Here is a 26,016-nt window from a genome sequence, read left to right as displayed (position 1 = left end):
TTACCCGCACAAATTGAAACATATATTTCAAAAAAATCAATATTGGAATTTGATTTTTTAGAGGTTAATCACAAAACCGAGGAATCCCGATTTTTTATCGGAAGTATTATGTTGCAAGATTTAACAGGCTGTTAACCTGATTTTTTAATATAAAACATAAATTCGGAAAAATTTGATCTATGTCTCAAAAATGAAATTTTTGTTTCAAAAAGATTTAAAATTAAAAGAATGCTTATATACTTGTTTCAATGCTAGCTACCCGTAAAAGGAGATTCTAATGAAAACCGTAAGACTTACTGTTGCGCAAGCGCTTATAAAATTCCTTGATAATCAATATATTGAATTTGACGGCAAAGTAACAAAATTTGTTGAAGGTATCTTTGGTATTTTCGGTCATGGCAACGTGCTCGGCATCGGTCAGGCGTTGGAGCAGGACAGCGGCGACCTCATCGTACGCCAAGGGAGGAACGAACAAGGCATGGCGCATGTGGCGATCGGTTTTGCGAAACAAAATCTGCGCAAAAAAATTTATGCCTGCACCTCCTCCGTCGGTCCCGGTGCCGCTAACATGATTACCGCAGCCGCCACCGCAACAGCCAACCGCATTCCGCTTCTTCTTTTACCCGGCGATGTGTTTGCTACCCGCCAGCCGGATCCGGTATTGCAACAAATTGAACAATTTCATGATTTAAGCATCAGCACCAACGATGCTTTTCGCGCCGTCAGCAAATATTGGGACAGAGTCAGCCGCCCGGAACAATTGATGACCGCCTGCATTAACGCCATGCGGGTATTAACGGATCCGGCGGACACCGGCGCAGTGACTATCGCCCTGCCACAAGACGTTCAAGCGGAAGCCTATGATTTCCCGGAATATTTCCTGCAAAAACGTATTCATCGCATCGAGCGCACGCTACCGACCGAACCGATGCTGAAAGCCGCCGTTGATCTGATCATGAATGCGAAAAAGCCGTTAATCATTTGTGGCGGCGGCGTGCGCTATTCCGAAGCGGCGGAACAGTTAAAACAATTTGCCGAAACCTTCCAGATTCCTTTTGCCGAAACCCAAGCGGGTAAAAGTGCGGTCGTTTCCGAGCACGTTTTGAATGTGGGCGGCGTGGGCGAAACCGGCTGTTTGAGCGCCAACCTGTTGGCAAAAGAAGCGGATCTGGTGATCGGCATCGGCACGCGCTACACGGATTTCACCACCTCCTCCAAATGGATCTTCCAAAACCCGGATGTGAAATTCCTGAATATCAACGTTGCCCGTTTTGACGCTTATAAACTGGACGGTGTGCAAGTGGTTGCCGACGCCAAAGAAACACTGGAAAAACTGACCGCACTTTTGGCGCCGACCGGCTATCGTTACCGCGCCCACTGGGGCAACGCTGTCGCCGAAGCCAAAGCGCAATTTGCCCAAGAGCTGCAACGCATTTATCACGCCACTTATACGGAAACCGATTTCGTGCCGGAAGTAAATGATGCCCTCGATCGGGAAAAAGTGTATGCGGAATTTATCAAACTCACTCAATCCCGCCTAACACAAAGCCGCGTTTTAGGCATTCTTAATGAAACTTTGGGCGAAAACGACATTATCGTGGGTGCCGCCGGTAGCTTGCCGGGCGACTTGCAACGGGCTTGGCAATCTAAAGGTGAAAACACTTACCACTTGGAATACGGCTATTCCTGTATGGGCTACGAAGTCAACGCCGCACTAGGGGCAAAATTAGCCAAACCGGAAAAAGACGTTTACGCCTTGCTGGGCGACGGCTCCTACATGATGCTTCATTCCGAATTAGTGACATCGGTACAGGAACACAAAAAAATCAATGTGATTTTATTCGATAACATGACCAACGGTTGCATTAACAATCTGCAAATCGGCAACGGCATGGACAGTTTCGCCACCGAGTTCCGTTTCAGAAATCCGCAAACCGATAAACTGGACGGCGGGTTCGTGCCTGTTGACTTCGCCATGAATGCCGCCTCTTACGGATGCAAAACCTATAAAGTCACCACAGAAGACGAATTGCGTACTGCCTTAGCGGACGCTAAGAAACAACCTGTTTCCACGTTAATTGATATTAAAGTGTTGCCGAAAACCATGATTCACGGTTACGGTAGCTGGTGGCATGTGGGCGTGGCGGAAGTGTCGGAAAAAGAAACCATCCGCAAAGCCCATGAAAGCAGCGTGAAACACATTAATGAAGCAAGACGTTATTAATTCGTGATTCAAAAATCATTATCTCCAATTTAACCATTCTGTTGAGAAGGAAAAAACTATGAAAGCTGAAAACGTGAAATTAGGTATCGCGCCAATCGGTTGGACAAATGATGATATGCCTGATCTTGGCAAAGAGAATACCTTTGAACAATGTGTGAGCGAAATGGCGCTGGCGGGATTCACCGGCTGTGAGGTCGGAAATAAATATCCGCGTGATGTAGAAGTGCTAAAACATAAGCTGAGTGTTCGCGGGATTCAAATTTGCAATGCCTGGTTCAGTACGTTTTTTGTGGACGGCAAAAAAGAAGAAACCATCAAAGAATTTATCAAACATCGTGATTTCCTGCATGCCATGGGCGCCAAAGTTATCGGTTGCTCCGAACAAAGTCGCAGTATCCAAGGCACCACAAAATCTGTTTTCAAAGAGAAAACCGTCTTCACCGAAGAGGAATGGCAAAAATTAGCGGAAGGTTATAACGAGCTTGCCAAACTGGCTGCCGAAAAAGGCATGAAAGTCTGCCTGCACCACCACATGGGCACCGGCATTCAAACGCCTGCGGAAATTGATAAATATATGGCGGTGGTCAACGACGACGTGTATTTGTTATTCGATTCAGGTCACCTTTATTATTCCGAAGGCTCGCAAAAAGCCATGCTGGACGTCTTGGAAAAATACATCGACCGTATTTGCCACGTCCACCTCAAAGACGTGCGTGATGAAGTGGTAGCGGAAGTGAAAGCCAAAGATCTGAGCTTCCTGGAGGGCGTGCGCAAAGGTACATTTACCGTGCCGGGCGATGGCGTTATCGACTTCAGACCGATTTTCGACATTCTCGAAAAACACAATTACAAAGGTTGGATGGTGGTTGAAGCAGAACAGGATCCGGCGATTGCCAATCCGTTTGAATACGCCGTCAAAGGTCGTAAATACATTAAAGAAACAGCGGGGATTTAATTATGATTAAAGTAGGCATTATCGGCGCAGGCCGCATCGGTCGCGTGCATTCCGAAAGTATTACAAAATATGTCAAAGGCGCTGAAATCAAAGCGATCTCTGATGTGCGCGTGACCGATGAGCTCAAACAATGGGCAAAAGGCATGGGCATTCCGCACGTTTATGAAGATTACAAACAAATCCTACAAGACCCTGAAATTGATGCGGTGTTGGTGTGTTCCTCCACTAACACTCATGCGCCGATTTCTATCGAAGCCGCCCGTGCCGGCAAACACATTTTCTGCGAAAAACCGGTGGATGCCGACGTAAATCGCATTAAAGACGTGTTGGCGGAAGTGGAAAAAGCCGGTGTGAAATTCCAAGTAGGTTTCAATCGCCGCTTCGACCACAACTTCAAAGCCATTAAAACCCGCGTAGCAAACGGCGACATCGGCGAACCGCACTTAATCCGCGTCACCTCCCGCGATCCGGATGCGCCACCGATCGAATATGTGAAAGTGTCCGGCGGGATGTTCTTTGATATGACCATTCACGATTTCGACATGATCCGTTATTTATCCGGCAGCGAAGTGGTAGAAGTGTATGCCGCAGGCGGCGTGCTGGTGAATCCGGAAATCGGCAAAGCCGGCGACATTGACACCGCCGTCATCACTTTAAAACTCGCCAACGGCGCCATCGGCGTCATCGACAACAGTCGCAAAGCGGTTTACGGCTACGACCAACGGGCAGAAGTGTTCGGTTCAAAAGGGGCAGTACAAACCCGCAATGATACGGATTCCACCGCCGTGTATTCCTGCGAAGCGGGCGTGATTGCCGAAAAACCGAAATACTTCTTCTTAGAGCGCTACATGCAATCTTTTGCCGATGAAATGGCGTGCTTTGTGGATTCCGTGGTGAACGACAAACCGACTTTGGTGAACGGCAACGACGGGTTACAACCTGTAATTATCGCCCTTGCCGCCAAACGCTCTTTAGATGAAGGACGTCCGGTGAAACTGGCAGAAATTGCTTAACATCCATTATCCAATAGTAAAAAGACCTGAAGCCGATTCAGGTCTTTTGTTTTTTATGGCGAGATGAAAAACATCTGAAAAAACGACCGCACTTTTCCGCCCAAAATCTACAACGGGCTTTCCACTTGCAGGCGTTCGCAAATGTCGGTGATGGTGAGAATCAAGCTGGAGCGGATGACTTTTTCTTTACGTTGATGTTTGATTTGGTAAAGCAAAGAATCCTGATTTTCGACTTCCGGCGGGAAATTAAGGAGCGATTTATCTTCCAATAAATTTAAGTTTTGCGCGAAATCCTGAATAATCTGATCGGAGAAATCATATTCTTTTTCGTCGTTGTTCAGGCTTTCTTTTAGCTCGATAAATTGCATGATGTCGGCAAAGATCGGTTGTTCCACAATGCCTAAACCGAGCAAGACTTTTAAACGAATGCTGAGGTCGGAGAGGGGGCCGGAGGTTTCAAACAGGGAATCCACCACGGATTTTACGGCAAAATCCGTTTTACGAAAAACGCGGTTAATCAACTCGTCAATGGCTTCATCAAAAATCGCCACGGACGCCGTAATAAAACCGCGAATGGAAATTGCCCCGTTTAATTTCTCATAAACCTGATCAATCGGCACCTGGACATCCTTTTAACATTTGAAATTTATTAAACCCTGAGGGCGAATTCTCATTCGCCCTGTTCGTTTAAATTGCCTGATACGCCGCCACAATGCGTTCAATCACTGCGTTATCCTGCAACTCGGTGTATTTGCGCACGGTTTCCGCCACGCCGTTTTCGGCAAGGGATGTTGCCAATTCCTGCGCTTGCGGATCCTGTTCGTTGCGGTACGCCAAGGCTGCCGCAATAGCGTTAATCAAATGCTGATTCGGTAAGCCGTATTCCAGCGTGCCGCGCAACGGTTTGATTAGACGGTCGTTGTAGCTTAATTTGCGCAAAGGTTCGCGCCCCACACGATCCACGTCATCCACCAAGAACGGGTTAGCGAAACGTTTGAGGATTTTTTCGATATACGCCGCGTGCGCCTGCGGGTCAAATCCGTAACGTTTAATCAACACCGCGCCGCTTTCTTCCATAGTGGCTTTCACATCTGCTTTAATGCCTGCATCTTCAATGCTTTCTTTCACAAAGCGATAGCCTTTCAATTTGCCTAAATAGGAGGTGGTAGCGTGTCCGGTGTTTAGGGTGAACAATTTGCGTTCCACAAACGCCATCAGATTGTCGGTTTTTTCCATGCCGTCAATCGCCGGGATTTGCCCTTTAAATTGGGTTTCGTCCACAATCCATTCGCTGAACTCTTCCACCGTAACCAACAACGGCTCGCTTTCATCCGCTTGTACCGGCGGCACAATACGATCCACGGCGGAATCCACGAAACCCACCAGTTCTTCGGCTTTGGCTTGTTGTTCCGGCGTTAAATGGGTGAAGACTTGTTCTTTTAAAAAAGTCGTGCCGCGCACCATATTTTCGCAGGCGATGATATTTAACGGCGTATTATTGCCGGCGGCAAAACGGGCAACCAAGCCTTTCGCAATGGTGCCGGCTATGATTTTCAATACGTTCGGGCCTACCGCCGTAGTGACTAAATCCACGCTGTTGAATAAATCGATGACGGCATTTTCATCTTTGGAATTCACACCGGTGACATTGGTCACTTTTTCTACGGTATTCACGCTATCACCGACGATTTTGACGGGATAAGCGCGTTGCGCTTTGAGCAGGTCGATGACCTTATCATTCACGTCGGCAAAAATCACTTCAATGCCGCTGCCCGCTAACAATTTTCCGATAAATCCGCGGCCGATATTGCCCGCGCCGAAATGTAATGCTTTCATGTTATGACTCCGAGTTTGAATAAATTTGTTGTGAAAGGCGGTGTAAAAAACACTGCAAATTTACACCGCACTTTTCCGTTACCCTTTACGGTTTTAACAGCGCCAACACTTTTTCCACATCGTTGGTGGTGGTCAGCAATTCAATGGCTTCGTCGCTGTCCAAGGCGTTAGTAATCGCCGATACCACTTGGATATGCTCGTTGTTTTTCGCCGCGATACCCACTACCAGTTTGGCAACGCCGTCTTCTTCCTCGGTAAAGCGTACGCCTGCCGGGTATTGACACACTACGATACCGGTTTTCAGCACCGCATCTTTCGCTTCAATCGTACCGTGCGGCACGGCAACGCCTTCGCCTAGGTAAGTTGATACCAGTTTTTCACGTTCGAACATGGCATCCACATAGCTCGGTTCAACAAAGCCCGCTTTGACTAATTGCTCGCCGGCAAAACGAATGGCGTCTTCTTTGTTATCGGCTTTTAGACCTAAGAAAATTTGTTCCGGCGTTAAGGTGAATTTCGTGCCGTTCACTTCCACCACGTCTTCTTTCGTCGGCGCAGTTTCTGCTGTCGGCTGTGCGCTTAACTGCTCTTTCAAATCCTGTACCAAACTGTCGTAGAATTTGTTATCCAAGAAGTTGGTTAAGGATAAGTGCATGGCGTTCGGCACTTGTTTTTTCGCACGCAAGGTTAAATCTTGGTGAGTGATGACCAAACGGGCATCTTCCGGCAAGTCGTTAATCGCTACGTTGGTGACATCCAACGGCAAGCCCGCGTCTTTCACTTTCTTGCGTAACATACTCGCGCCCATGGCACTGGAGCCCATGCCAGCGTCGCAAGAAACATAAATTTTGGTTAAGCCTTTGTAATCGGTCACGACGCCTTGATTGGCATTGCCGGATTTCATCGCTTTTGATGCCGCTTGCATTTCTTCCAAGTTGGTGGATTCTTCTTTTTGGATTTTCAAGAAGAAGGCGGACAACGCAAAGGAAACGGCACAAGCCACCACCACGGAACTCAACACGCCCACTAAGGAGGCTTTCGGTGTCATGAGCAATACCGCAATGATAGAACCCGGAGACGCCGGTGACACTAAGCCCGCGTTAAATAAAGTCAGCGTGAACACACCTGACATCCCGCCAGCGATGACCGCAAGCAAGAGACGCGGATTCATCAACACATAAGGGAAATAAATTTCGTGGATACCGCCGAAGAAGTGGATCACCGCCGCACCGCCTGCGGTTTGTTTGGCAGAACCTCTACCGAAGAAAATGTAGGCTAACAACACACCCAAGCCCGGGCCCGGATTCGCTTCAATTAAGAAGAAAATAGATTGACCGAATTCTTGTGATTGTTGAATACCAAGCGGTGAGAAAATACCGTGGTTGATCGCGTTATTTAAGAACAAAATCTTAGCAGGTTCGACGAAAATCGAGGTCAATGGTAACAAATTGTTATCCACCAACACTTTTACGCCCGCCGCCAACACTTCGGTTAAAGATTTCACCACCGGACCCACAACCCAGAAGAACAAAATCGCCAGAATCATCCCGATAATGCCGGAGGAGAAGTTGTTGACCAACATCTCGAAACCGCTTTTGATCTTACCGTGCGCCCATTTATCAAAGGTTTTAATCGCCCAACCGCCTGTCGGACCGGCAATCATCCCCCCTAAGAACATTGGAATATCCGTACCGATAATCACACCTGCCGTGGTAATCGCACCGACCACCGCGCCGCGATCGCCGCCAACCAATTTACCGCCCGTATAACCGATTAATAACGGCAATAAATAAGTAATCATCGGGCCGACCAATTTCGCCAACGTCTCGTTCGGCAACCAACCGGTCGGAATAAATAATGCCGTAATAAAACCCCAGGCAATAAACGCGCCGATATTCGGCATCACCATATTCGATAAAAAGCGTCCGAAGCTTTGAATCTTCACTTTCGCATTTGCTGATAACATAATTGTCTCCGTCACAGGTTTAAAGTGCGGTCAAAATAGCACAAGAAAATTTTAGTCAGAAACTTTTTTAGGCGAAAATGTGAACTACATCACAATATTTTTTAATCAATATTTTTATAAAATGTGACCAAGATCACAGTTTTGAATTTACTGCCATAATTTTGTGATATAGATCACATTTTTTCGGAAGATAACGATATAAAAAACACTTGAAAAACACACCGCACTTTTATTATTTCCCCATCACGTTTTCTCTTCTTAACATCCGCAATTATAGAATCGGCAATAGCATAAATAATGTCGCTTATCCTCTTGAAATTCATTAAAATACCCAGGTTTTTATTAGCACAAAGGAACTTTTATGGATGCTGAAACAATTGGCTTACTTTTAGCTGCGGGCACGTTTATTGCTTTTTTGGCATGGTTAGCTGAATGGGAAAACAATCGAGATAAATCCCCCGAGGCACGCCGTAATACTGCACGCACTTTTCTCATTTTATTTTTGGTTGTGGACGGAATCATTGCCGGCTGGATCGCTTTTTTTATTCTTTCCTTTGCATCAGGATTTGAAAAAGATCACAGTTTCATTACCGAACGCCTTGCCACCGAACAAGAAATTCAAGAATTCGCCGAGCGCGGTTTGCCGAATTTGCCGGCTGGAACAATCATTGCTGTCGAGGACAGTGGTGATCAGCGCCAATTAAGGGCACCTGAAGGTAGCACCATTCCTTGGGGAAACTTGCAGCTTGATGGCTTTAATTTGGTCTCGAATGTGCCCGTTTTTTCCATTAATAACCCGGCTATTCATGTGATGGGGGTAAAAGATGTGGTTTGCGTTGATGACCAGATGCCTATTTATCGTGCTAAACCCAATACTACTGAGACTTCACTACGTTTTGAAGATTACAGGCTTGATAGTTGCAAGGTTGCCACTGTCACCTTTAAAAATTTCTCTCCAACACTTAAGTTGACTAACCCCAGTTATCAAGCCAATACGGTTGAGCTTTTCCAAAGCCCTTTTTTACCGAAAAATGTGGCGGCTCGGTATGAAGTCAATCAGTATGAGGATGTGATCACATTTCATACACAAAACCAATCAAAAAATGCCTGGGTTAAACTTGAAGAAGCTTATACGGATGAGCAAAACCGTTTATTAGCATTGGATCTACGGTTAACTGACCCTCCGCAAGAAGAAATCGAAGAAAGCCACGAAGTGGAAAATGAAAGCTACGCAGTGGAAAATGACAGCAAGGTGAGAATCGGAAATTGTGATTATGTGCCTTATCGAACATCCATTCTTTTAACGGATTTCAATCAAGGCAAGGCAACTTGGCATTTTGAAAGTGAAACCCGTGAAATTGCCAAGGAATGCCAAACGCAGGTGTTGCCATATAAAATGGAAGTGAGAAAAGTGCGGTAGAAATTTGAGGCGTTTTTAACAAATAGCGATGATGGCAATTAATGCCGGCACTATCTATGAAAGAATAGAGGAAACGATAGCGCACCCTTATAGCGTGTGTTTGTAACTAACAGATTTAGGCACACATTGGGAAACGAGCTCCTTAACGATGGCGCAAGCGTCCGCGCTTGTGCCGTAAGAATAAACAAAACACAAGCGTGGACGCTTGCGCTATCAGAGGGGGAGTACAATACAAATTTTGTCTGTTTTAAGTGATTTTAATTTCTATGAAATAAAGTATTATTTTCTCAAATCCATTTAATTCCTTAAGGGACGATATGCTTAGAAAAATTCTTTTCATTATTTTGGCGTTTTCAATCACGCTATTTCTCTGGATGACGACTTTTTATTTCGTGCAAAAAGGTAATAAACTGGCGCGCTTTGCCGACGAACCGTCAAAAATTGCTGATGTCTATGCTGATAAGCACTATCATTTTGAAACGGTTGGCAAATCAGGTAAATGGCATCGTGGTGATGTTAAATTTATGACAGAAGGAAACCGCCTTATTATATTAAAGACTTATCAAGTCAATACGGCGGAACGTGATATCTTAATGACGGGCGGCAGTATAAAACGGCAATATTTAGTGAATGAACCGCAGATAATAAAAAGACCCGATCCTGAGGATGACAGTTTTGCGGAATATGCAATGGCAGCGCTTTTCTTTGCTTGTTCACTCCTCTCCTTTTGGACATTACTTGCCGTTTTTAGTAGGAAATCCAAACATATTTAATCCCATAATAAAATGAATTTGTAGCAAGTTTATAAGATATCTCCAGATGACGACGCCCAACGCATACCTTTCTTTTACAACCAAGTGCGGTCACAAAAACGCTATTTTTATGACCGCACTTAATATGGCTTATTTAACTTATTCGCTGTTTTCTGGAATGGCGAGGATCTCTTGATAGCGAGGCGAATTTTTAAATTCTTCTTTAAAATCTTCAAAAATCCCTTCATCGATCTCATAGGCTTTTTTCATCCAATAAATGCCTTTTTCATCATCTTTTTCATCAACTGCCCAGCTAATTAAAGCACCTAAGGCATCGATATTTCCCCGTTCGCCGGCAAGGGCTAAATATTCGCGGTATTTTTTCTTATCTGCCGGTACGTCTTCGCCTTCACGATAAAGGGTGCTTAGCAAATAAGGAGCCAAATCATCGCCCAAATCAATTGCTTTTTGTAAATATGCAATGGCTTTTTCGCCATCATAATGGACTCCCAAGGCATTTAATGCGTCAACATTATTGTTTTCAGCCGCTCTTTCCATCCAATAGATATATTTCGGGTCCCCAGGCTCAAAGACATGATAGGCTAAGTTATATTGTGCCACCGGGTTATTTTTTTCTGCAGATGTGAAGAGAAACGGTTCGGCTTGCTCAAGCTTATCCTGTTCAAGATAAATTTCACTTAAATGCCCCATTGATAATGTGTTGCCCTGTTTTGCGCCAAGTTTAAAGTAGGCAATGGCTTTTTTGGTATTTTCCTTTGTGCCGATGCCATAACGATAGCTGTAACCGACTAAATTCACATAGTGTAAATCGCCTTTATCCACTGCATTTTTCATGGCGTTAAAGGCTTGACGGTAATCTTCGGTATATAGTGCTTCAGGCATGCCTCTTTCTATGCCGATTTCAGCTAGAAGATAAGGCTCTTTATCATTTCCAAGGACTCTCGCTTTTTCGGTATAGATCTCGGCTTCATCAAGATTTCCGTCGTTGATCATATTCAGCGCATAGAAAAAAGCTGCATCGGCATTGCCAAGATCGGCAGCCTGTTTCAAAAGCTCATTCGCTTTTTTATTATTAATGGGTTGTGTGATTCCATAGCGATAATCAAAGCCCTCTTCAAAAAGCGCATTAACCTGCTCGGTTGTCATTTGAGCTTGTTGACTTGTCAAAAGTGCGGTGGAATTTTGCGGCGTTTTTATCTCGTCTAACGGCGTATTTAGATTTAATACGGTGATGACAATGATTGAAATGGTTTTTAACATTTTTATCCTTGTGTTTGAGGTTATTTATGCCGATGGATAGCTTGTTATCCACGGCATAAATATCTGTGAATTATTTTTCAATCACCAACTTATACGGCAACACCTGCATTTTGCAGTTTTCAGCAAGGTCTTTGCCTGAAAAATGCCAGTGGGCGGTGGTTGCGGTTAAATCTGTAAGAGTGATATTGACGTAAGGATCATATTCACATTCGCCAATTTTTATCACGTCATCGTATTCCCCCATAAAGCGACCGCCAAACCCGATAAACTGTTGTTGGTTGTCTGTGTAAATTTCGTTTAAGAGAATTTTTCCATTAGGCACAGGTAAGCTAAAAATGTAGCCAACAGGATAATAGGTTTCCAATGTGCCAAATTTTTGCAGAGTCTCTGTCTCTTCTGGTCTAACCATATTGTTATAATTAATATTAAAAAAGGTGCTACCGTCTAAATTCAGTGTGCCTTGCGGCGTTTGCACGCTAAAATTTGCAACTGTGCAACCATCCAGCACGTAATCGTCAGGCCGGTAACTGTCAATGGTTTGGCTATTTTTACGTTTAAAACGTAAATCCATATTGGTTAAACAATGGCGTCCATCTATTTCCACCACTGCCGGCAGTTCACTTTTGCCTTGCATGCCTGTGAGCTTAAAACTGAGATATCCAGTCGCCCCCAAAAAAAGCTCTTTAAACTGAGACGCTCCCCAAGAAATATTTCCTGATTGTTCTTCGGTAAGGTAAATCCTCTGTATTTCTTTGTGGTTGCCATTTATTTCCAACCAAGAGCCTTGCGGGATCTGAATGCCTTTGTCTTGAAATTGCTGAATCTCGGCAGCCGTTGCTTGCCGATATTCAAGGGGGCGGTGATGTTCAGCAAACAATAAATAAATGAAAAGATACAATACCGCCACGCAAACTACAGGTAAACTCAAAAAAAACAAAATCACCATCAGTACACAGGCGATGTGACTGCGTTGGCTTTCGTCTTTATGGCGGTTATTTCTCATCTCCATAATCCATGCACCAAAGGCAATCAAAAACGCAATCACCACAAAATAATCGTATTCAAATAAAAACATTTTTTCTCCTAATTATCCTTTTACCCTTCAATCGGGAAATCCAACATTCGGGCGAGTTCTAAGGCGCGGTATTGTACATCTTTGTGGCAGATTAACAACAGCACATCATCGCCGCCGTTTCGACATCCAGCGCAGTGTGATCGTTTTTTTCTTCCACTTTGGCTTTAATCGGTTCAAATTCATCTAAGGCTTCTTCAAAGGTTATTTCAAAATCTGTGCCTGTGCTCGTTGAAATAAATTCGCTTAATGCTTCGTAATCAATTTTCCAGTCATCATTGAAATGGTGGAAATAGGCTTTTAAAAAGAATTGTTTGGCAAAATCCCCATTTGATGGCGCGCATTTCCTAACATGCGTCTCTATTGTTAGATATATACTGTCAAATGCATCTAAGATTTTATAAAAAATACAATAAAATCTGACCGCACTTTGTCAATTTTCGTCGAGTTATTTGCTTTCAAACGCTTTTAAGCTTGGCTCTAAAATATCCTTTTTAAACGTTTTAAAGGCTTCGTTGCCTTCATCGTCTTTAAAGCCCAATTCTTTCCACCAGTAGGCAGCTTGTTTTTCATCTTTTTCCACACCGCCCGTGCCGGTTAAATAACGTTTTACCAGTTCAGTTATCGCATCGCCGTTGCCGGCTTTTGCTGCGCGTTTTAAAAATTCCAAGGCTTTTTGCGGGTTTTCTTCCACGATGTCGCCATCTTCATAGAGTTCACTTAAGGCGAGTAGGGAATCCGGCTCATTCATTTCTGCGCCTTTTTGATAGTAATAAAGCGTCTTTTTCGGATCATTTTCGCGATAATATTCAGCTAAATGCGAAATGGCTTCACCATTGCCATTTTGAGCCGCTTTATCCAACCAATATAAAGATTCTTTCGAACCCTCTTTATACACAGTAAAACCTAAATGAGATTGGGCGAATGTATCATTCAATTCAGCGGCTTTTAGGAGTAATGTTTTGGCTTTTTCAATATCCCTATCCATAAGAGCAATATAGCCCAGTTGCCCTATAGCAGAAACAACACCATGTTCCATCGCTCTTGTGAAAGCCTGTATTGCTAATTGTCGATTCTCTTCTGTGCCAATGCCTTGAAGGTAAGCATAACCAAGCCAACCGGCATAATGCCAATCACCTTGTTCAAACTTAGCTTTTAGGGCTGTAAAACCTTTCTTATAAAATTCTTCTGCCTCCGCTTGTGATAAGGGGCGTCTTTCCGAAAGAAAGCCTAACATATAATTGGCGGCCTCATTTCCGGCTTTTAGGGCGGCGTTGGCATATTCCGTGGCTTGGGTTATATCTCCTTCATTAAAGAGATCGACGGCAAGGAAAATCATGGCGTCCGAATTGCCGAGTTTGGCGCTTTCGCGAAAATACTCATGCACAAGCCGGCTATCTTGTCGTTGGTTTACGCCATATTGATATTCAAACCCTTGTTCAAATAATGCCTTGGCTTTTTCCGCACGTTGTTCCGCCGTCATGGGCATGGGATCGATCATCACGGCGGATTTTTCCAAGCCTTGCGTTATTGCCAAATTTGTCGAAAAACTCAAAAGGCTTGATGCGAGTATTACAGCGATATTGGATGGCATAATGTTCCTCTTAAAAAAGTGCGGTTAAAAATCACCGCACTTTGGCTAATAAAAATGAATGATGAATTGTGCGGGATAATATATCAATCCACTCAAGTTCTCAACGCACAAGCAGAAATAAAATACTTAAAAATCAACAAAATACCCACAAAGAAAAAGCGACAATTTTCATTGTCGCTTTAATTATTCTTCGTTTGTTTGAAATTATGCGTAAACCGGAAGGCGTTTACAAATTGCCAACACTTTTTCTTTGGTGTCGGCAATCACTTGTGCTTCGTTATCTTTGCCGATGGCATCTAACACATCGCACATCCAGCCTGCCAGTTCTTTCACATCCGCTTCGTTAAAGCCGCGACGGGTGACGGAAGGGGTACCCACACGAATACCGGACGTCACAAATGGTTTTTGCGGATCGTTCGGTACGGAGTTTTTGTTCACGGTGATGTTTGCTTTGCCTAATGCGGCATCGGCGGCTTTACCGGTTAAGCCGTGGCTGACCAAATCCACTAGGAACAAGTGATTTTCAGTGCCGTTGGAAACCACTTTGTAGCCGCGTTGTTTGAACACTTCCACCATGGCTTTGGCGTTTTTCAACACGTTTTGTTGATACACTTTGTATTCCGGTTCCAAGGCTTCTTTGAAGCACACCGCTTTCGCCGCAATGATGTGCACCAACGGACCGCCCTGCCCTGCCGGGAATACGGCACTATTGAGTTTTTTATAGATTTCTTCATCGCCGCAAGCAGACAGAATCAAACCGCCGCGCGGACCGCCTAAGGTTTTGTGGGTGGTAGTGGTCACAACGTGCGCATACGGCAATGGGTTCGGATAAATGCCGGCGGCGATTAAGCCCGCAACGTGCGCCATATCTACGAATAAATACGCGCCAACTTCATCGGCGATTTCGCGCATTTTTTTCCAATCCACCACTTGAGAATACGCGGAGAAACCGCCCACGATCATTTTCGGTTTTACCTCGTGCGCTTGTTTGCGTAAGGCATCATAGTCAATCAAACCTTCGTCGGTAATGCCGTATTGTTCCGCATGATAAATTTTACCGGAGAAACTCACGGACGCGCCGTGGGTTAAGTGACCGCCGTGTGCCAAGCTCATACCTAAAATGGTATCGCCCGGATTGAGTAACGCCATGTAAACCGCCGCATTGGCTTGTGAACCGGAATGCGGTTGTACATTCACATAATCGGCTCCGAATAATTCTTTTGCGCGATCAATGGCAAGCTGTTCCACAATGTCCGCGTACTCACAACCGCCGTAATAACGTTTGCCCGGATAGCCTTCTGCATATTTATTGGTGAATTGTGAGCCTTGCGCTTCCATTACGCGCGGGCTGGCATAGTTTTCGGAGGCAATTAATTCGATATGTTCTTCCTGACGGCGATTTTCATCTTGAATGGCTTGCCATAACACGGGATCGTAATCGGCAATATTCATACTTTTTTTAAACATGGTGTTTTCCTCTTGGTAGTGAATTGGAACTGCGGCTTATTGTACTCAATTTCGCCGCGAAATTTTAATAAAACCGGGTGTGTTTTTTTCATCTTAAACATGAAAAATTTTCACCCGGCGGTATTTATCGTTGTTATTGGCGAATACAGGATGTGGTGTAGCTTTTTTGTGCCGTTTTTTGCGCTAACACCATCACATCTTTGCCAAGCTCGGCATTACGTGTCAGTGAGGTTACCACAAAATTAATGGTGCTCGCTTTGTTTACGCGTTTGCTGTATTTCTTAAACAAATTTTCTTCGTAAGGTTTATATCTGGAATCTTTTTCAATGGCATCCAATGCCTCTTCGGTATGCTTACGTTGCACGGAATTGGTGGTCATCGTATAAGTTAATTTATGGTCAACCTCATTGAACTGCCATGTGCCCGAACCCGTCGTTTCATAAACGAAAAACGGCTTATCAATCGGTTCAATAATAGAACTGTTATTCACTAATGTGCCATCCCGATTAAGTCTGAGATTATTCACGGTTTTTAAATTATGTTCAGGGTAAGTGCTGGTACATTGCCACTCCCCGCTGACTTTACGTTGGGTAATTTTGCCGTCGTCCAGCATATCGGGTAGCGTACAGCCGCTTAAAAAAGAAAACGTTAATCCGAGTAAAATGAGTTTTTTCATGTGTTTATCCTCTATATTCACAAAAGTTAAGCCACCAGAGCACCGATTGTTTGCACAAAATCACTTAAAACCTGACAAAGCAAATACGGAACCAAGCACGCTTTTATTTAGCTAAAAATAGCTTAGACATGTTTGCAACTATTTTTCAGCCTCTTTATCCACTAAAGTTTCAATCCCTCCTAATGAATAAAAAACAGCATCAAATGCTAAAGTTAATGGGGTTAAAATAACTTTAGTATCCAAACCATCAAAATTTCTTTTTGTTTTATAATCGACAAGCTCCAACTCAATCGGAACTTTGATTCTAAGCGGGGTATCTGCTTTTACGCTATCCAGCTTCATATAAACCTTTCCATTTGCATGGAAGCAGTTGCCCCAAAATTTACTCTTTTCATCAAAATTAAAATCAAGTTTTTTTAACTGTTTTACATCTGCATCGGAATGAGGCTTATAACCTAAGCAGACATAAGCGGAAAACGTACTGTCTTTGCGGTTCAACGTAGCTCTTATTCGATCGGTAGCCCGATATTCCCCTTCATGGCTTCGATACTCGACTAATTTCAATGGGCGGGATAATTTGTTTCGCGTTAGCAATGGCAACAGTATCTTGCTTTGTTCCGGATCGATGACATACCAAAACCCACCTGTCATCACTAAACGATCAGGATTCTGCTTATCTTTAATAATGCCAAAGGCATCCAAATCATCTTGCTGTGTTTTTATATGAACCACTTCCGTTTTTGTTTCACCGAAATCCTGCCACAATAACTTAGTACATCCGTTCAACATAAAAGCTGTCACGAAAAGAATAAAACTCAATAATAATTTTTTCATATTTGTCAAATTGTTGAGTAGCTCATAAAGACTAAAAACAGAGATAAAAACCACATCATACCGCTCAAAAGTGCGGTGCATTTTTTTAGTGTTTTTTCATCCCGAATACGGAATATCCAAAATACGACAATTACACAAATCATCGCTCTCAAACTCCGACATCTCGCCGGCAATTTTGTTCGGAATCGGGAACAAACGCACGGTTAGCGGTTTATTTAAGCGAAACGCCATGGTACCCGTGTCGCGCATGATTGCTGCAATACTTTCCGCGCCGGCATTGCCCGCCACCGGTACGGTGTCCAAACCGATGCCACAAACTGCGCTATAAGTCAGCAACGCGCGAATATCAAATTGTTGTTTCTGTGTGCCGGCAGCCAAACCTAAATCTTCCGTCGCGGCTAACATTAATCCTGAGAAGCCCACCAACGGCACATTTTGCACGGATTTAAACACCTTGGTTAATAACGCCGAAACCTCCACAGTTCCTGCCGCACCAAAATACGGCACGCCCATGAGTTCATACACGTCCGTCATCGGTGCACAATTTTTGGATGGTGCCGCCGAGCTATCAATACCGGCAAATTCAAAATCGCCGGATAATTTGACCGCACTTAACATCGCCAAAACTTCATCAACATGGTATTGAAGGGCTTGAGACATAGCGCGATAACAATCGGCATAAAATGAATTATGCTCGGATTTCGGCACAGATTTCAGCACGGCGACCAATAAATCCGGCGTTTCCAAGCCAATTACGAAACTGTTTGGCAAATGGCTCAAATGGTAACCTGCCGGGAAATAAGGAATGAAGGGTTTGCAGTTAAAATTCACGGTGAAATTGAAATTGCCTTCACCGCGCGGTGTGATTTCTGCAATACGTTGCACCGCTTGCACGGACTGTTCAATCAGAGCATTGTCCAACACGCCGTTGTCATCTAACGGCACATTCACACAGGCATTACACAAATCCCCATAAGCGGCGATGAGTTCAGGCAATAACGCAATTTCCTGCGCATTGGTTGCAGCCCCGATAGCAAAACGAATACGCACGCCGCTTTCGTTCAATTTGTTCAGCAGTTCCGTTAAATATTGCAAATCCGCTTTGGCGCTTTCCAGATTCGTTAAATCCAAATATTCGCCGAAAGGATTGGTAATAATTCGAATGGATTGCAAAGTATAGCCCGATTTTTCCACCGCAGGCAGTAACACATCCACCTCACGCTTAACGGAATTAAGTGCCGTCGCCCATTGGGATTTGTCTTTATGCAAGGTCAGAAAAAAGCTGATGGTACGAATGCGACAAAGGGATTTGTTTTGATAATCCATTCAATTTCCTTATTTTTTTTAAAATGGTCTCAGCATACTATCACTTTACAACGAATGAAAAAACCGCACTTACAAAAAAGTGCGGTCGTTTTTTCAATTATTTTTGTTGCTCACGCGCTACCGCACGATAACCGATGTCTCTACGATAGAAACGTCCGCTCCATTGGATTTGCTCGGCAAGTTTCAGGGCTTTTTGTTGCGCGTCGAATACGCTCTCACCTAAAGCCGTGGCACATAACACGCGTCCTCCGTTGGTGAGCAATTTGCCATCTTTGGCTTCCACACCGGCTAAGAAAACTTTTTCATTTTCCACCGCACTTTTTGGAAGACCTGTAATTTCATCTCCTTTGCGATAATCGCCCGGGTAACCTTCCGCAGCTAACACAATGCCTAAGGAGGCTTTCGGATTCCATTGCGATTTCACTTCATCCAGCTTGCCATCACTGGCTTTCAAGCAAAGTTCTACAAGATCCGACTCCAAGCGCAGCATAATCGGCTGGGTTTCCGGATCACCGAAACGGCAGTTAAATTCAATCACTTTCGGTTGCCCATTTGGCATAATCATCAAGCCGGCATATAAGAAACCGGTGTACACATTGCCTTCTTGCGCCATGCCATTCACGGTCGGATAAATCACTTCGCGCATAATACGATCGTGGATTTCAGGTGTAACAACCGGTGCAGGCGAATACGCCCCCATACCGCCGGTGTTCAAACCGGTATCTTTTTCGCCCACGCGTTTATGGTCTTGGCTGGTTGCCATCGGCTCCACATTTTTGCCGTCCACCATCACAATAAAACTGGCTTCTTCGCCGTCTAAAAATTCTTCAATCACCACGCGACTACCCGCTTCACCAAAGGCATTACCGGAAAGCATATCGCGCACAGCATCTTCCGCTTCTTGCAACGTCATCGCCACAATCACGCCTTTGCCCGCTGCCAAACCGTCCGCTTTCACCACTATCGGCGCGCCTTTTTCGCGCAAGTAAGCCAGTGCTGGCTCCACTTCGGTGAAGTTTTGATATTCCGCCGTCGGGATCTGATGACGCGCCAAGAAATCTTTGGTAAAGGCTTTGGAACCTTCTAACTGCGCGGCGGCTTGAGTCGGTCCAAAGATTTTTAACCCAGCTGCGCGGAACGCATCCGCCACACCAATCACAAGCGGTGCTTCAGGCCCCACGATGGTTAAACCGATTTGATTATCTTGAGCAAATTTCACCAAAGCAGGAATATCAGTGGCGGAGATATTAACGTTTTCTACGTTATTTTCTAAGGCTGTACCTGCATTGCCGGGCGCAACGAAAACTTTCGTCGCAAGAGGAGATTGTGCTACTTTCCAAGCAAGGGCGTGTTCACGACCGCCGTTTCCGATGATGAGAATGTTCATTTATTCGTCCTATATTTAATCTTGTTTCTACGTAGGGTCGGGTCCTGTGCCCGACCGAATATCAGCGATAAATAGGTCGGGCACAGGACCCGACCCTACAAAATTTAGTGTCTAAAATGTCTCATCCCCGTCAACACCATCACCATCCCATGTTCATCCGCCGCATCAATCACTTCTTGATCGCGCATAGAACCGCCTGGGTGGATGACGCACTGAATGCCCACTTTCGCCGCCGCATCAATGCCGTCGCGGAATGGGAAGAAGGCATCGGATGCCATGACGCAACCTGCCACTTCCAAGCCTTCATCTTGTGCTTTAATGCCGGCGATTTTAGCGGAATAAACGCGGCTCATTTGACCGGCACCGATGCCGATGGTTTGGTTGTTTTTCGCGTAAACAATGGCGTTGGATTTCACGAATTTCGCCACTTTCCAGCAGAATAATAAATCTTTCAGTTCTTGTTCAGTCGGTTGACGTTTGCTGACCACTTTTAAGTCGTCCAAGCCCACCATGCCTAAATCTGCGTCTTGCACTAATAAACCGCCGTTTACGCGTTTGAAATCTAAACGTTGAGTGCGAGATGTCCATTCGCCACATTCAAGTAAGCGCACGTTTTTCTTACGTTTTACCACTTCTACCGCAGCTGCAGAGACTTTCGGCGCAATAATCACTTCCACGAATTGACGTTCTACGATTTCGTTTGCGGTGGCTTCGTCTAATTCACGGTTAAACGCAATGATGCCACCGAATGCAGAAGTTGGATCCGTTTGATAAGCGCGGTTGTAGGCTTCCAAAATATCTTTGCCTAACGCCACGCCGCATGGGTTCGCGTGTTTGACGATCACGCACGCCGGCTCATCGAATTCTTTTACGCACTCAAGGGCGGCATCAGTGTCAGCAATGTTGTTATAAGAAAGGGCTTTACCTTGAAGTTGGGTTGCCGTTGCCACGCTTGCTTCTTTCACGTTTAAATCCACATAGAACGCCGCATTTTGATGGGAATTTTCGCCGTAACGCATGGTTTGTTTACGCACGAAATTCAAGTTTAAAGTACGCGGGAATTGACCGCACTTGGCACTCACATCTTCTTCTGCCGCCACGTGATAAGGTTTCACCAACTGACCAAAGTAGTTCGCGATCATGGAATCGTATTGCGCGGTATGTTCAAAGGCTTTAATGGCAAGATCAAAACGGGTTTCTAAAGAAAGGCTGTTTTGATGTTGATCCATTTCCGCAAGAATTGCATTGAAATCGTTGTTATTGACCACGATCGCCACATCTTTATGGTTTTTCGCTGCAGAACGCACCATGGTCGGGCCACCGATGTCGATATTTTCTACCGCATCTTCAAGGGTGCAATCCGGTTTTGCCACCGTGGCTGCGAACGGATATAAATTCACCACCACCATATCAATGCCTTCAATGCCGTATTGTTGCATGATAGCGTCGTCCGTACCGCGACGACCTAAAATACCGCCGTGCACTTTCGGGTGTAAGGTTTTCACGCGACCGTCCATCATTTCAGGGAAGCCTGTGTAATCGGATACTTCCGTCACCGGCAAGCCGTTTTGTTCTAAAAGTTTTGCGGTGCCACCGGTAGAAAGCAGTTTCACACCGCGTTTCACTAAGCCTTGGGCAAATTCCACAATACCGGATTTATCGGACACACTAAGCAACGCTTGGCGGATAGGACGATTTGATTGCATGAATAATTTCCTTTGATTTATGAAGTAAAATTTGAGGTGGCGTATTATAGCGCAAACGTTTGCGTTTATGTAGGCTGATTTTACGAACAATGGTTGGATCTCACACAAAAAATTAAGGGCGTCGAAGCCCCCTTAAAAACACCCAAAAATCACACCGCACTTTTACTATTGCAATGCGTTGCGTAACTGTTTTGCGCGTTTGATCCATTCCGCATTTAAACGTTTCACATGCGGCGGTTGGCGCTTAATATGCAGCTCCGCCACATCCAATAATTGTTTCGCTTTTTCCTTTTCATTCCATTGCAACAGAATTTCAACATAGCTGATATGTGCCTCCAAAGTCGGATAATACGCCACCAACGCATTAAATTCGCGCATGGCACCGACGCGATCATCCAGCTTGGTTAAAATTTTGGCGTACAACAAATGCCCTTCGTTAGACTGATAATCGGGATTTTCCACCCGTAAATAATCCAATTGCTGTTTCGCTGAAGCGGCATCGTCGGCAAGATACAAAGCGTAAGCATAAGCCAATAAAATATCGGGCATGGTTTTGTATAAATCCATTTGTAACACGGTTTGATAATGCGGTAATGCCTCTGCAACCCGATTATTATCCACCAAGGCTTTGGCTAGCGCTAAACGGTTCGCCACCGTTTCCGATTGTTCAAAATTTTGCTCCGCTTCGCGCAATTCCCGTCCCGGATCCAGCGCTCGGCGCAGTTTGCTTTCCAGAATTTGCCCTGAATAACCACTACGGAAGGACGGTAGAAAAATAGCAAAAAAATAGACCGCACTTCCCAGAAACGGAAAGCTGAACATGATGAATAACCAATAACGATCTTGCCCCGTTCTCACGGCATGAATGGCGAAATAAATAGCAATAAGAAAACTTAACCCCAGCAGCAACGGCATATTTAATCCTTAGTTTTTAATAAGTTAGATAAGGTCGCACAATGTAGCATAGTTTTTAAAATTAGAAAAACAAAAAAGCACGAACCGGCTTGAGCGGATTCGTGCTTTGCTAACGAAGTTTAAATTACGCTTTTGCTTGCGCGCGTTTAATTAAAATGGTGGAAAGGCTGAAAGCGACAATAAAGGAAATCGCCATACCGATACTGTACATTGCCAGGCTGTCCGGTTTGATGGATGGGATCCCCAAGAAGCCGGCAGCGCCAAGGGCGATGGCTTTTACGTTAAAGAACGCGATGAACGCACTGGCAAGACCGGAGCCAATCATGGCGGCAATAAAGGCTTGGCGGTAGCGCAAGTTTACCCCGAACATTGCAGGTTCGGTGATGCCGAGTAGCGCAGAAATACCGGACGGAATGGCTAAACCGCGTACTTTCGGATCTTTTAAGGCGAACGCCACACCCAAACAAGCTGCGCCTTGCGCAATGTTAGACATTGCTGCAATCGGGAAAATGAAAGTGCCGCCGGTGCGTGCCATTTCCGCTAATAACTGGGTTTCCACGGCGATAAAGGTTTGATGCATACCGGTGATGACGATCGGCGCGTAGAACGTACCGAAAATCGCCCCGCCGATAAAGCCTAAGGTGTCGTATAACCAAGTTAAGCCTGCGGCGATTAAAGAACCCGCCTCACGTCCGATAGGACCAATTACGGTAAAGGCTAAGAAGCCTGCGATAAATAAGGAAAATAACGGCGTAACCAGATTATCCAAATAAGACGGCACGAATTTGCGGAACGTTTTTTCCAAAGTTGCCAGCACCCATGCGGAAATCAAGGTCGGAATCACCGTGCCTTGGTAGCCCACACGTTCGATTTCCAAACCGAACACGTTCCAATATTGAATTTTGCCTTCCGCTAAAGTTAAGGCGTAGTTCCAGCCGTCGGCAAGCGCCGGGTGAACCAGCAACATCCCCAACGCCGCACCAAGGAACGGGTTGCCGCCGAATTTACGGGTGGCGGAGAAGCCGAGTAATACCGGTAAGAAGACGAACGGCGCATTGGCGATGGTGTTAATGAAATCCACCAAATCTTTCAGTTCCGGATGCATGTCGATGACACTGAGTTCATCCACAAAGAACCCTTTGGCGGTAAGCATGCTGTAAATCCCCATCAGCAAACCGCCGGCAACGATAGCCGGAATGATCGGCACGAAAATATCCGCCAAGCCTTTCACCAACCTTTGCAGTAAACTTTGGTTACCGCCTGCCGCTTCCGCCACTTCCGCTTTACTCACATCGCCGATGCCAAGCAATTTGGTTAATTCGGCGTGGACTTTATTTACCGTGCCGGAACCAAAAATAATTTGGTATTGTCCCGCTACGGCGAACTGCCCTTTCACACCCTCAATGTTGTCAACGCCTTCCTTGTCTACTTTGCTTTCATCATTCAGCACAATACGCAAACGGGTGGCGCAGTGGGCGGCGGTTACGATATTTTCTTTGCCACCAAGTTTTTCAATAACCTGTTGGGCGATTTTAGGAAAGTTCATAGTCTTCTCCGAACGTAGTCAATAATGGGAATGGATTCTAACTAAAAGGTTTTAGTCGTGCTAGCAAAATTTAGTGCGAACGCCACTCATCCGCGCACCGAATACACCTTAAACTTGTTATTTTTCGCCAACACGTCATGGCTGCCGAAATGTTGATCCAGCCAATCGGCGTAAGGCAGAAACGCATTTGCCACAAGGCGCAGCTCTCCGCCTGCTTTTAAATGCCATTTTGCCTGTTTAATCAACTCGCTGACGGCGGTGTAGGCGGTATCAATGCCGTCGTGGAACGGCGGGTTGGAAATAATCAGGTCAAATTTACCGTCAATGTGAGAGAACACATCACTGGCAAGTACCGTGCCCGATAAACCGTTTTCCAGTAACGTGCGCCGTGCGGATGCCAGCGCCATAGCGTGAATGTCCGTCATTACCAGGTTAGTTTGCGGATTGTGTTTTTGAATATAACTGCCGATCACGCCTGCGCCACAACCGACATCCAACACATCCCCCGATACCCTTTGCAAAGTGGACAGCAACAATGCCGTGCCACCGTCCAGTTCGACAGCGCTGAATACGCCCGGCAAGGCATACACGGTTAAATCGGCGAGTTGTGGCGATTGATAGGATTTCCAGAATTTGGCTGGCTCAAAGTGCGGTGGATTTTTTAACTGAAAATGATACAGGCTGCAACGGCGGGCAGAGTCGATTTTGTGAATGTCCCCGTACTCCGCCAACATATTTTCCGCAGAACGCACACCGCTACGATTTTCACCCACCAACAACACCTCTTGTCCCGCGACACATCGCGATAACAGTTGCATAAGTTGGAAATAACATTCTTGCTTGTTCTTCGTCCAATAAAACAGAATCAGATCGGCGTTGCCCTGAAATTCAAGGGAAAAATCCACCGCACTTTGCTGCGTTTGATTTTGTCGGTTGGCATAATCGAAATACCAACTCCAAGCACGAGCGTTAAAACCTTGGCGACGCAAATCAGCGAGAAAATCATCGTTCACCGCGCCCGTGAGCAACAGCGATTTCCCCGTTAAAAGATCCAAATGCCGCGCCAGCACTTCACTTTCTGCACAAATCACGCTATTCATCCTCTGTCTTATTGGTTAAAATGGGCGCCCATTATACTGGATTGAATTGATTTTAGATATGCAAGAAACGCGCCAACCTTACTCCCGCCGAGACATATTACTGCAACAAATGGGTATCAGCCAATGGCAGTTGGTGCGTCCGGAAGCCTTGAAAGGCGCCATTAATATCGTCGTACCCGAACACATCCGCTTGGTTATTGTCAGCCGCCAAAATCTGCTGCAACAGCCGATTATGCAGGATCTGTTGCGCAGTCTGGCGCTTGATGGCAGCGACGTGCTGAATATCACCTTTGAGCAGCTTTCTTATTTGCAGGTCGAACACGCTGTCAGCTATTGGCTACTAGATAAAAACACTGAAAAAAATGACCGCACTTTTTCGCTCCGGCAGCCGTTAAATGTATGGCAATCCGTTGATCTCGACGAATTAAAACGGGATCCGCAGGCAAAGCGTCAGCTCTGGCAACAAATCCAACAATCCGCGTCAATAAAATAAGGTTCCGCCGTGATAACCATTTCCCCCGTTGAAACACAAGATTTCGATCGTCTTTATGCGATTGAACAGGTGGCGCATGCTGTTCCGTGGTCGTTCGGCACGTTAAAAAACAATCAGGGCGAACGCTACCTCAATTTGAAAATCGGCGAATACGATGAGATTTACGGCTTTGCCATTTGCCAAACGGTGTTGGACGAAGCAACCCTGTTTAATATCGCCGTGGATCCGAAAAAACAGGGCTTGGGGCTGGGGCGTCAATTATTGACCGAACTCATGGCGCAGCTAAAACAACAAGGCATTCTGACGTTGTGGCTGGAAGTGCGTGAATCCAATAAAAAAGCCCAAGCGCTTTACGATTCGCTGGGCTTTAATCAGGTGGATGTGCGTAAAAACTATTACCCCACTGCCGACGGCAAATGGGAAAATGCCGTGGTGATGGCGGCCTATTTGTAA

The 26,016-nt window shown here is 45.3% G+C and carries 22 protein-coding genes; 7 read left to right on the top strand and 15 right to left on the bottom strand.

Annotation, left to right across the window (positions count from 1 at the left end; translation table 11 throughout):
• The first annotated feature begins 277 nt into the window (after positions 1–277).
• The 3 genes from iolD to iolG are packed head-to-tail and all read left to right on the top strand — an operon-like array spanning position 278 to position 4,192.
• Complete coding sequence (gene iolD / locus DK430_RS03035) at positions 278–2,224, top strand: 3D-(3,5/4)-trihydroxycyclohexane-1,2-dione acylhydrolase (decyclizing) (RefSeq protein WP_109077645.1); 1,947 nt, start codon at positions 278–280, stop codon at positions 2,222–2,224.
• Positions 2,225–2,282: 58 nt separating this feature from the next.
• Positions 2,283–3,179: a myo-inosose-2 dehydratase gene (iolE, locus tag DK430_RS03030; protein WP_109077644.1), complete on the top strand. Its 897-nt coding sequence runs from the start codon at positions 2,283–2,285 to the stop codon at positions 3,177–3,179.
• A 2-nt stretch (positions 3,180–3,181) separates the two neighbouring features.
• Positions 3,182–4,192, top strand: a complete 1,011-nt coding sequence (iolG, locus tag DK430_RS03025) for an inositol 2-dehydrogenase (RefSeq protein ID WP_109077643.1) — start codon at positions 3,182–3,184, stop codon at positions 4,190–4,192.
• Between the two features lie 107 nt (positions 4,193–4,299).
• Here the strand turns inward: iolG and DK430_RS03020 are convergent, their stop codons facing one another.
• The 3 genes from DK430_RS03020 to DK430_RS03010 all read right to left on the bottom strand — a co-directional run bounded on the left by DK430_RS03020 (position 4,300) and on the right by DK430_RS03010 (position 7,994).
• Complete coding sequence (locus DK430_RS03020; protein WP_109077642.1) at positions 4,300–4,812, bottom strand: MltR family transcriptional regulator; 513 nt, start codon at positions 4,810–4,812, stop codon at positions 4,300–4,302.
• Between the two features lie 67 nt (positions 4,813–4,879).
• Positions 4,880–6,028: a mannitol-1-phosphate 5-dehydrogenase gene (locus DK430_RS03015; RefSeq protein ID WP_109077641.1), complete on the bottom strand. Its 1,149-nt coding sequence runs from the start codon at positions 6,026–6,028 to the stop codon at positions 4,880–4,882.
• An 85-nt stretch (positions 6,029–6,113) separates the two neighbouring features.
• Positions 6,114–7,994, bottom strand: coding sequence for a PTS mannitol transporter subunit IICBA (locus DK430_RS03010; protein WP_109077640.1), 1,881 nt, complete (start codon positions 7,992–7,994; stop codon positions 6,114–6,116).
• 361 nt (positions 7,995–8,355) lie between these two features.
• On the opposite strand from DK430_RS03010, the gene DK430_RS03005 reads away from it, so the two are divergent.
• Together DK430_RS03005 and DK430_RS03000 are read left to right on the top strand one after the other, a co-directional pair.
• A complete protein-coding gene (locus tag DK430_RS03005) occupies positions 8,356–9,414 on the top strand; it encodes a hypothetical protein (RefSeq protein WP_109077639.1) in 1,059 nt (352 codons plus the stop codon).
• A 317-nt stretch (positions 9,415–9,731) separates the two neighbouring features.
• Entirely contained in the window at positions 9,732–10,187 is a 456-nt protein-coding gene (locus tag DK430_RS03000; RefSeq protein ID WP_109077638.1) for a hypothetical protein, read from the top strand.
• A gap of 138 nt (positions 10,188–10,325) precedes the next feature.
• Here the strand turns inward: DK430_RS03000 and DK430_RS02995 are convergent, their stop codons facing one another.
• From DK430_RS02995 to rsmC, 12 genes are all read right to left on the bottom strand, one after another.
• Positions 10,326–11,447 carry an SEL1-like repeat protein gene (locus DK430_RS02995; RefSeq protein ID WP_109077637.1) on the bottom strand — a complete coding sequence of 374 codons (1,122 nt, stop codon included), beginning with the start codon at positions 11,445–11,447 and terminating at the stop codon, positions 10,326–10,328.
• 70 nt (positions 11,448–11,517) lie between these two features.
• On the bottom strand, positions 11,518–12,522 hold the full coding sequence (locus tag DK430_RS02990) for a hypothetical protein (RefSeq protein WP_109077636.1): 1,005 nt from the start codon (positions 12,520–12,522) through the stop codon (positions 11,518–11,520).
• A 445-nt stretch (positions 12,523–12,967) separates the two neighbouring features.
• Entirely contained in the window at positions 12,968–14,113 is a 1,146-nt protein-coding gene (locus tag DK430_RS02985) for a tetratricopeptide repeat protein (RefSeq protein ID WP_109077635.1), read from the bottom strand.
• A gap of 204 nt (positions 14,114–14,317) precedes the next feature.
• Complete coding sequence (gene glyA, locus DK430_RS02980; protein WP_109077634.1) at positions 14,318–15,580, bottom strand: serine hydroxymethyltransferase; 1,263 nt, start codon at positions 15,578–15,580, stop codon at positions 14,318–14,320.
• Between the two features lie 133 nt (positions 15,581–15,713).
• Positions 15,714–16,256 carry a hypothetical protein gene (locus DK430_RS02975; protein WP_109077633.1) on the bottom strand — a complete coding sequence of 181 codons (543 nt, stop codon included), beginning with the start codon at positions 16,254–16,256 and terminating at the stop codon, positions 15,714–15,716.
• Between the two features lie 138 nt (positions 16,257–16,394).
• The gene (locus DK430_RS02970; protein WP_162616799.1) at positions 16,395–17,090 is read right to left on the bottom strand and encodes a YidX family protein; all 696 of its coding nucleotides are present in this window, start codon (positions 17,088–17,090) and stop codon (positions 16,395–16,397) included.
• Positions 17,091–17,186: 96 nt separating this feature from the next.
• Positions 17,187–18,416: a DUF711 family protein gene (locus DK430_RS02965; RefSeq protein WP_109077631.1), complete on the bottom strand. Its 1,230-nt coding sequence runs from the start codon at positions 18,414–18,416 to the stop codon at positions 17,187–17,189.
• A 97-nt stretch (positions 18,417–18,513) separates the two neighbouring features.
• Positions 18,514–19,803, bottom strand: coding sequence for a phosphoribosylamine--glycine ligase (purD, locus tag DK430_RS02960; protein ID WP_109077630.1), 1,290 nt, complete (start codon positions 19,801–19,803; stop codon positions 18,514–18,516).
• A gap of 104 nt (positions 19,804–19,907) precedes the next feature.
• Positions 19,908–21,509 carry a bifunctional phosphoribosylaminoimidazolecarboxamide formyltransferase/IMP cyclohydrolase gene (gene purH / locus DK430_RS02955; protein ID WP_109077629.1) on the bottom strand — a complete coding sequence of 534 codons (1,602 nt, stop codon included), beginning with the start codon at positions 21,507–21,509 and terminating at the stop codon, positions 19,908–19,910.
• Between the two features lie 165 nt (positions 21,510–21,674).
• On the bottom strand, positions 21,675–22,424 hold the full coding sequence (locus DK430_RS02950) for a hypothetical protein (RefSeq protein ID WP_109077628.1): 750 nt from the start codon (positions 22,422–22,424) through the stop codon (positions 21,675–21,677).
• A 124-nt stretch (positions 22,425–22,548) separates the two neighbouring features.
• Positions 22,549–23,970 (bottom strand): sucrose-specific PTS transporter subunit IIBC, encoded by a 1,422-nt coding sequence (locus tag DK430_RS02945; RefSeq protein WP_109077627.1) that lies wholly within the window; start codon positions 23,968–23,970, stop codon positions 22,549–22,551.
• Positions 23,971–24,056: 86 nt separating this feature from the next.
• A complete protein-coding gene (gene rsmC / locus DK430_RS02940; protein WP_109077730.1) occupies positions 24,057–25,061 on the bottom strand; it encodes a 16S rRNA (guanine(1207)-N(2))-methyltransferase RsmC in 1,005 nt (334 codons plus the stop codon).
• A gap of 67 nt (positions 25,062–25,128) precedes the next feature.
• On the opposite strand from rsmC, the gene DK430_RS02935 reads away from it, so the two are divergent.
• Together DK430_RS02935 and rimI are read left to right on the top strand one after the other, a co-directional pair.
• A complete protein-coding gene (locus DK430_RS02935) occupies positions 25,129–25,563 on the top strand; it encodes a DNA polymerase III subunit psi (RefSeq protein ID WP_109077626.1) in 435 nt (144 codons plus the stop codon).
• Between the two features lie 9 nt (positions 25,564–25,572).
• On the top strand, positions 25,573–26,016 hold the full coding sequence (rimI, locus tag DK430_RS02930; RefSeq protein WP_109077625.1) for a ribosomal protein S18-alanine N-acetyltransferase: 444 nt from the start codon (positions 25,573–25,575) through the stop codon (positions 26,014–26,016).

The sequence above is a fragment of the Aggregatibacter kilianii genome, assembly GCF_003129965.1.
GTDB lineage: Bacteria > Pseudomonadota > Gammaproteobacteria > Enterobacterales > Pasteurellaceae > Aggregatibacter > Aggregatibacter kilianii_A.
This window is presented reverse-complemented; position numbering and strand designations above follow the sequence as displayed.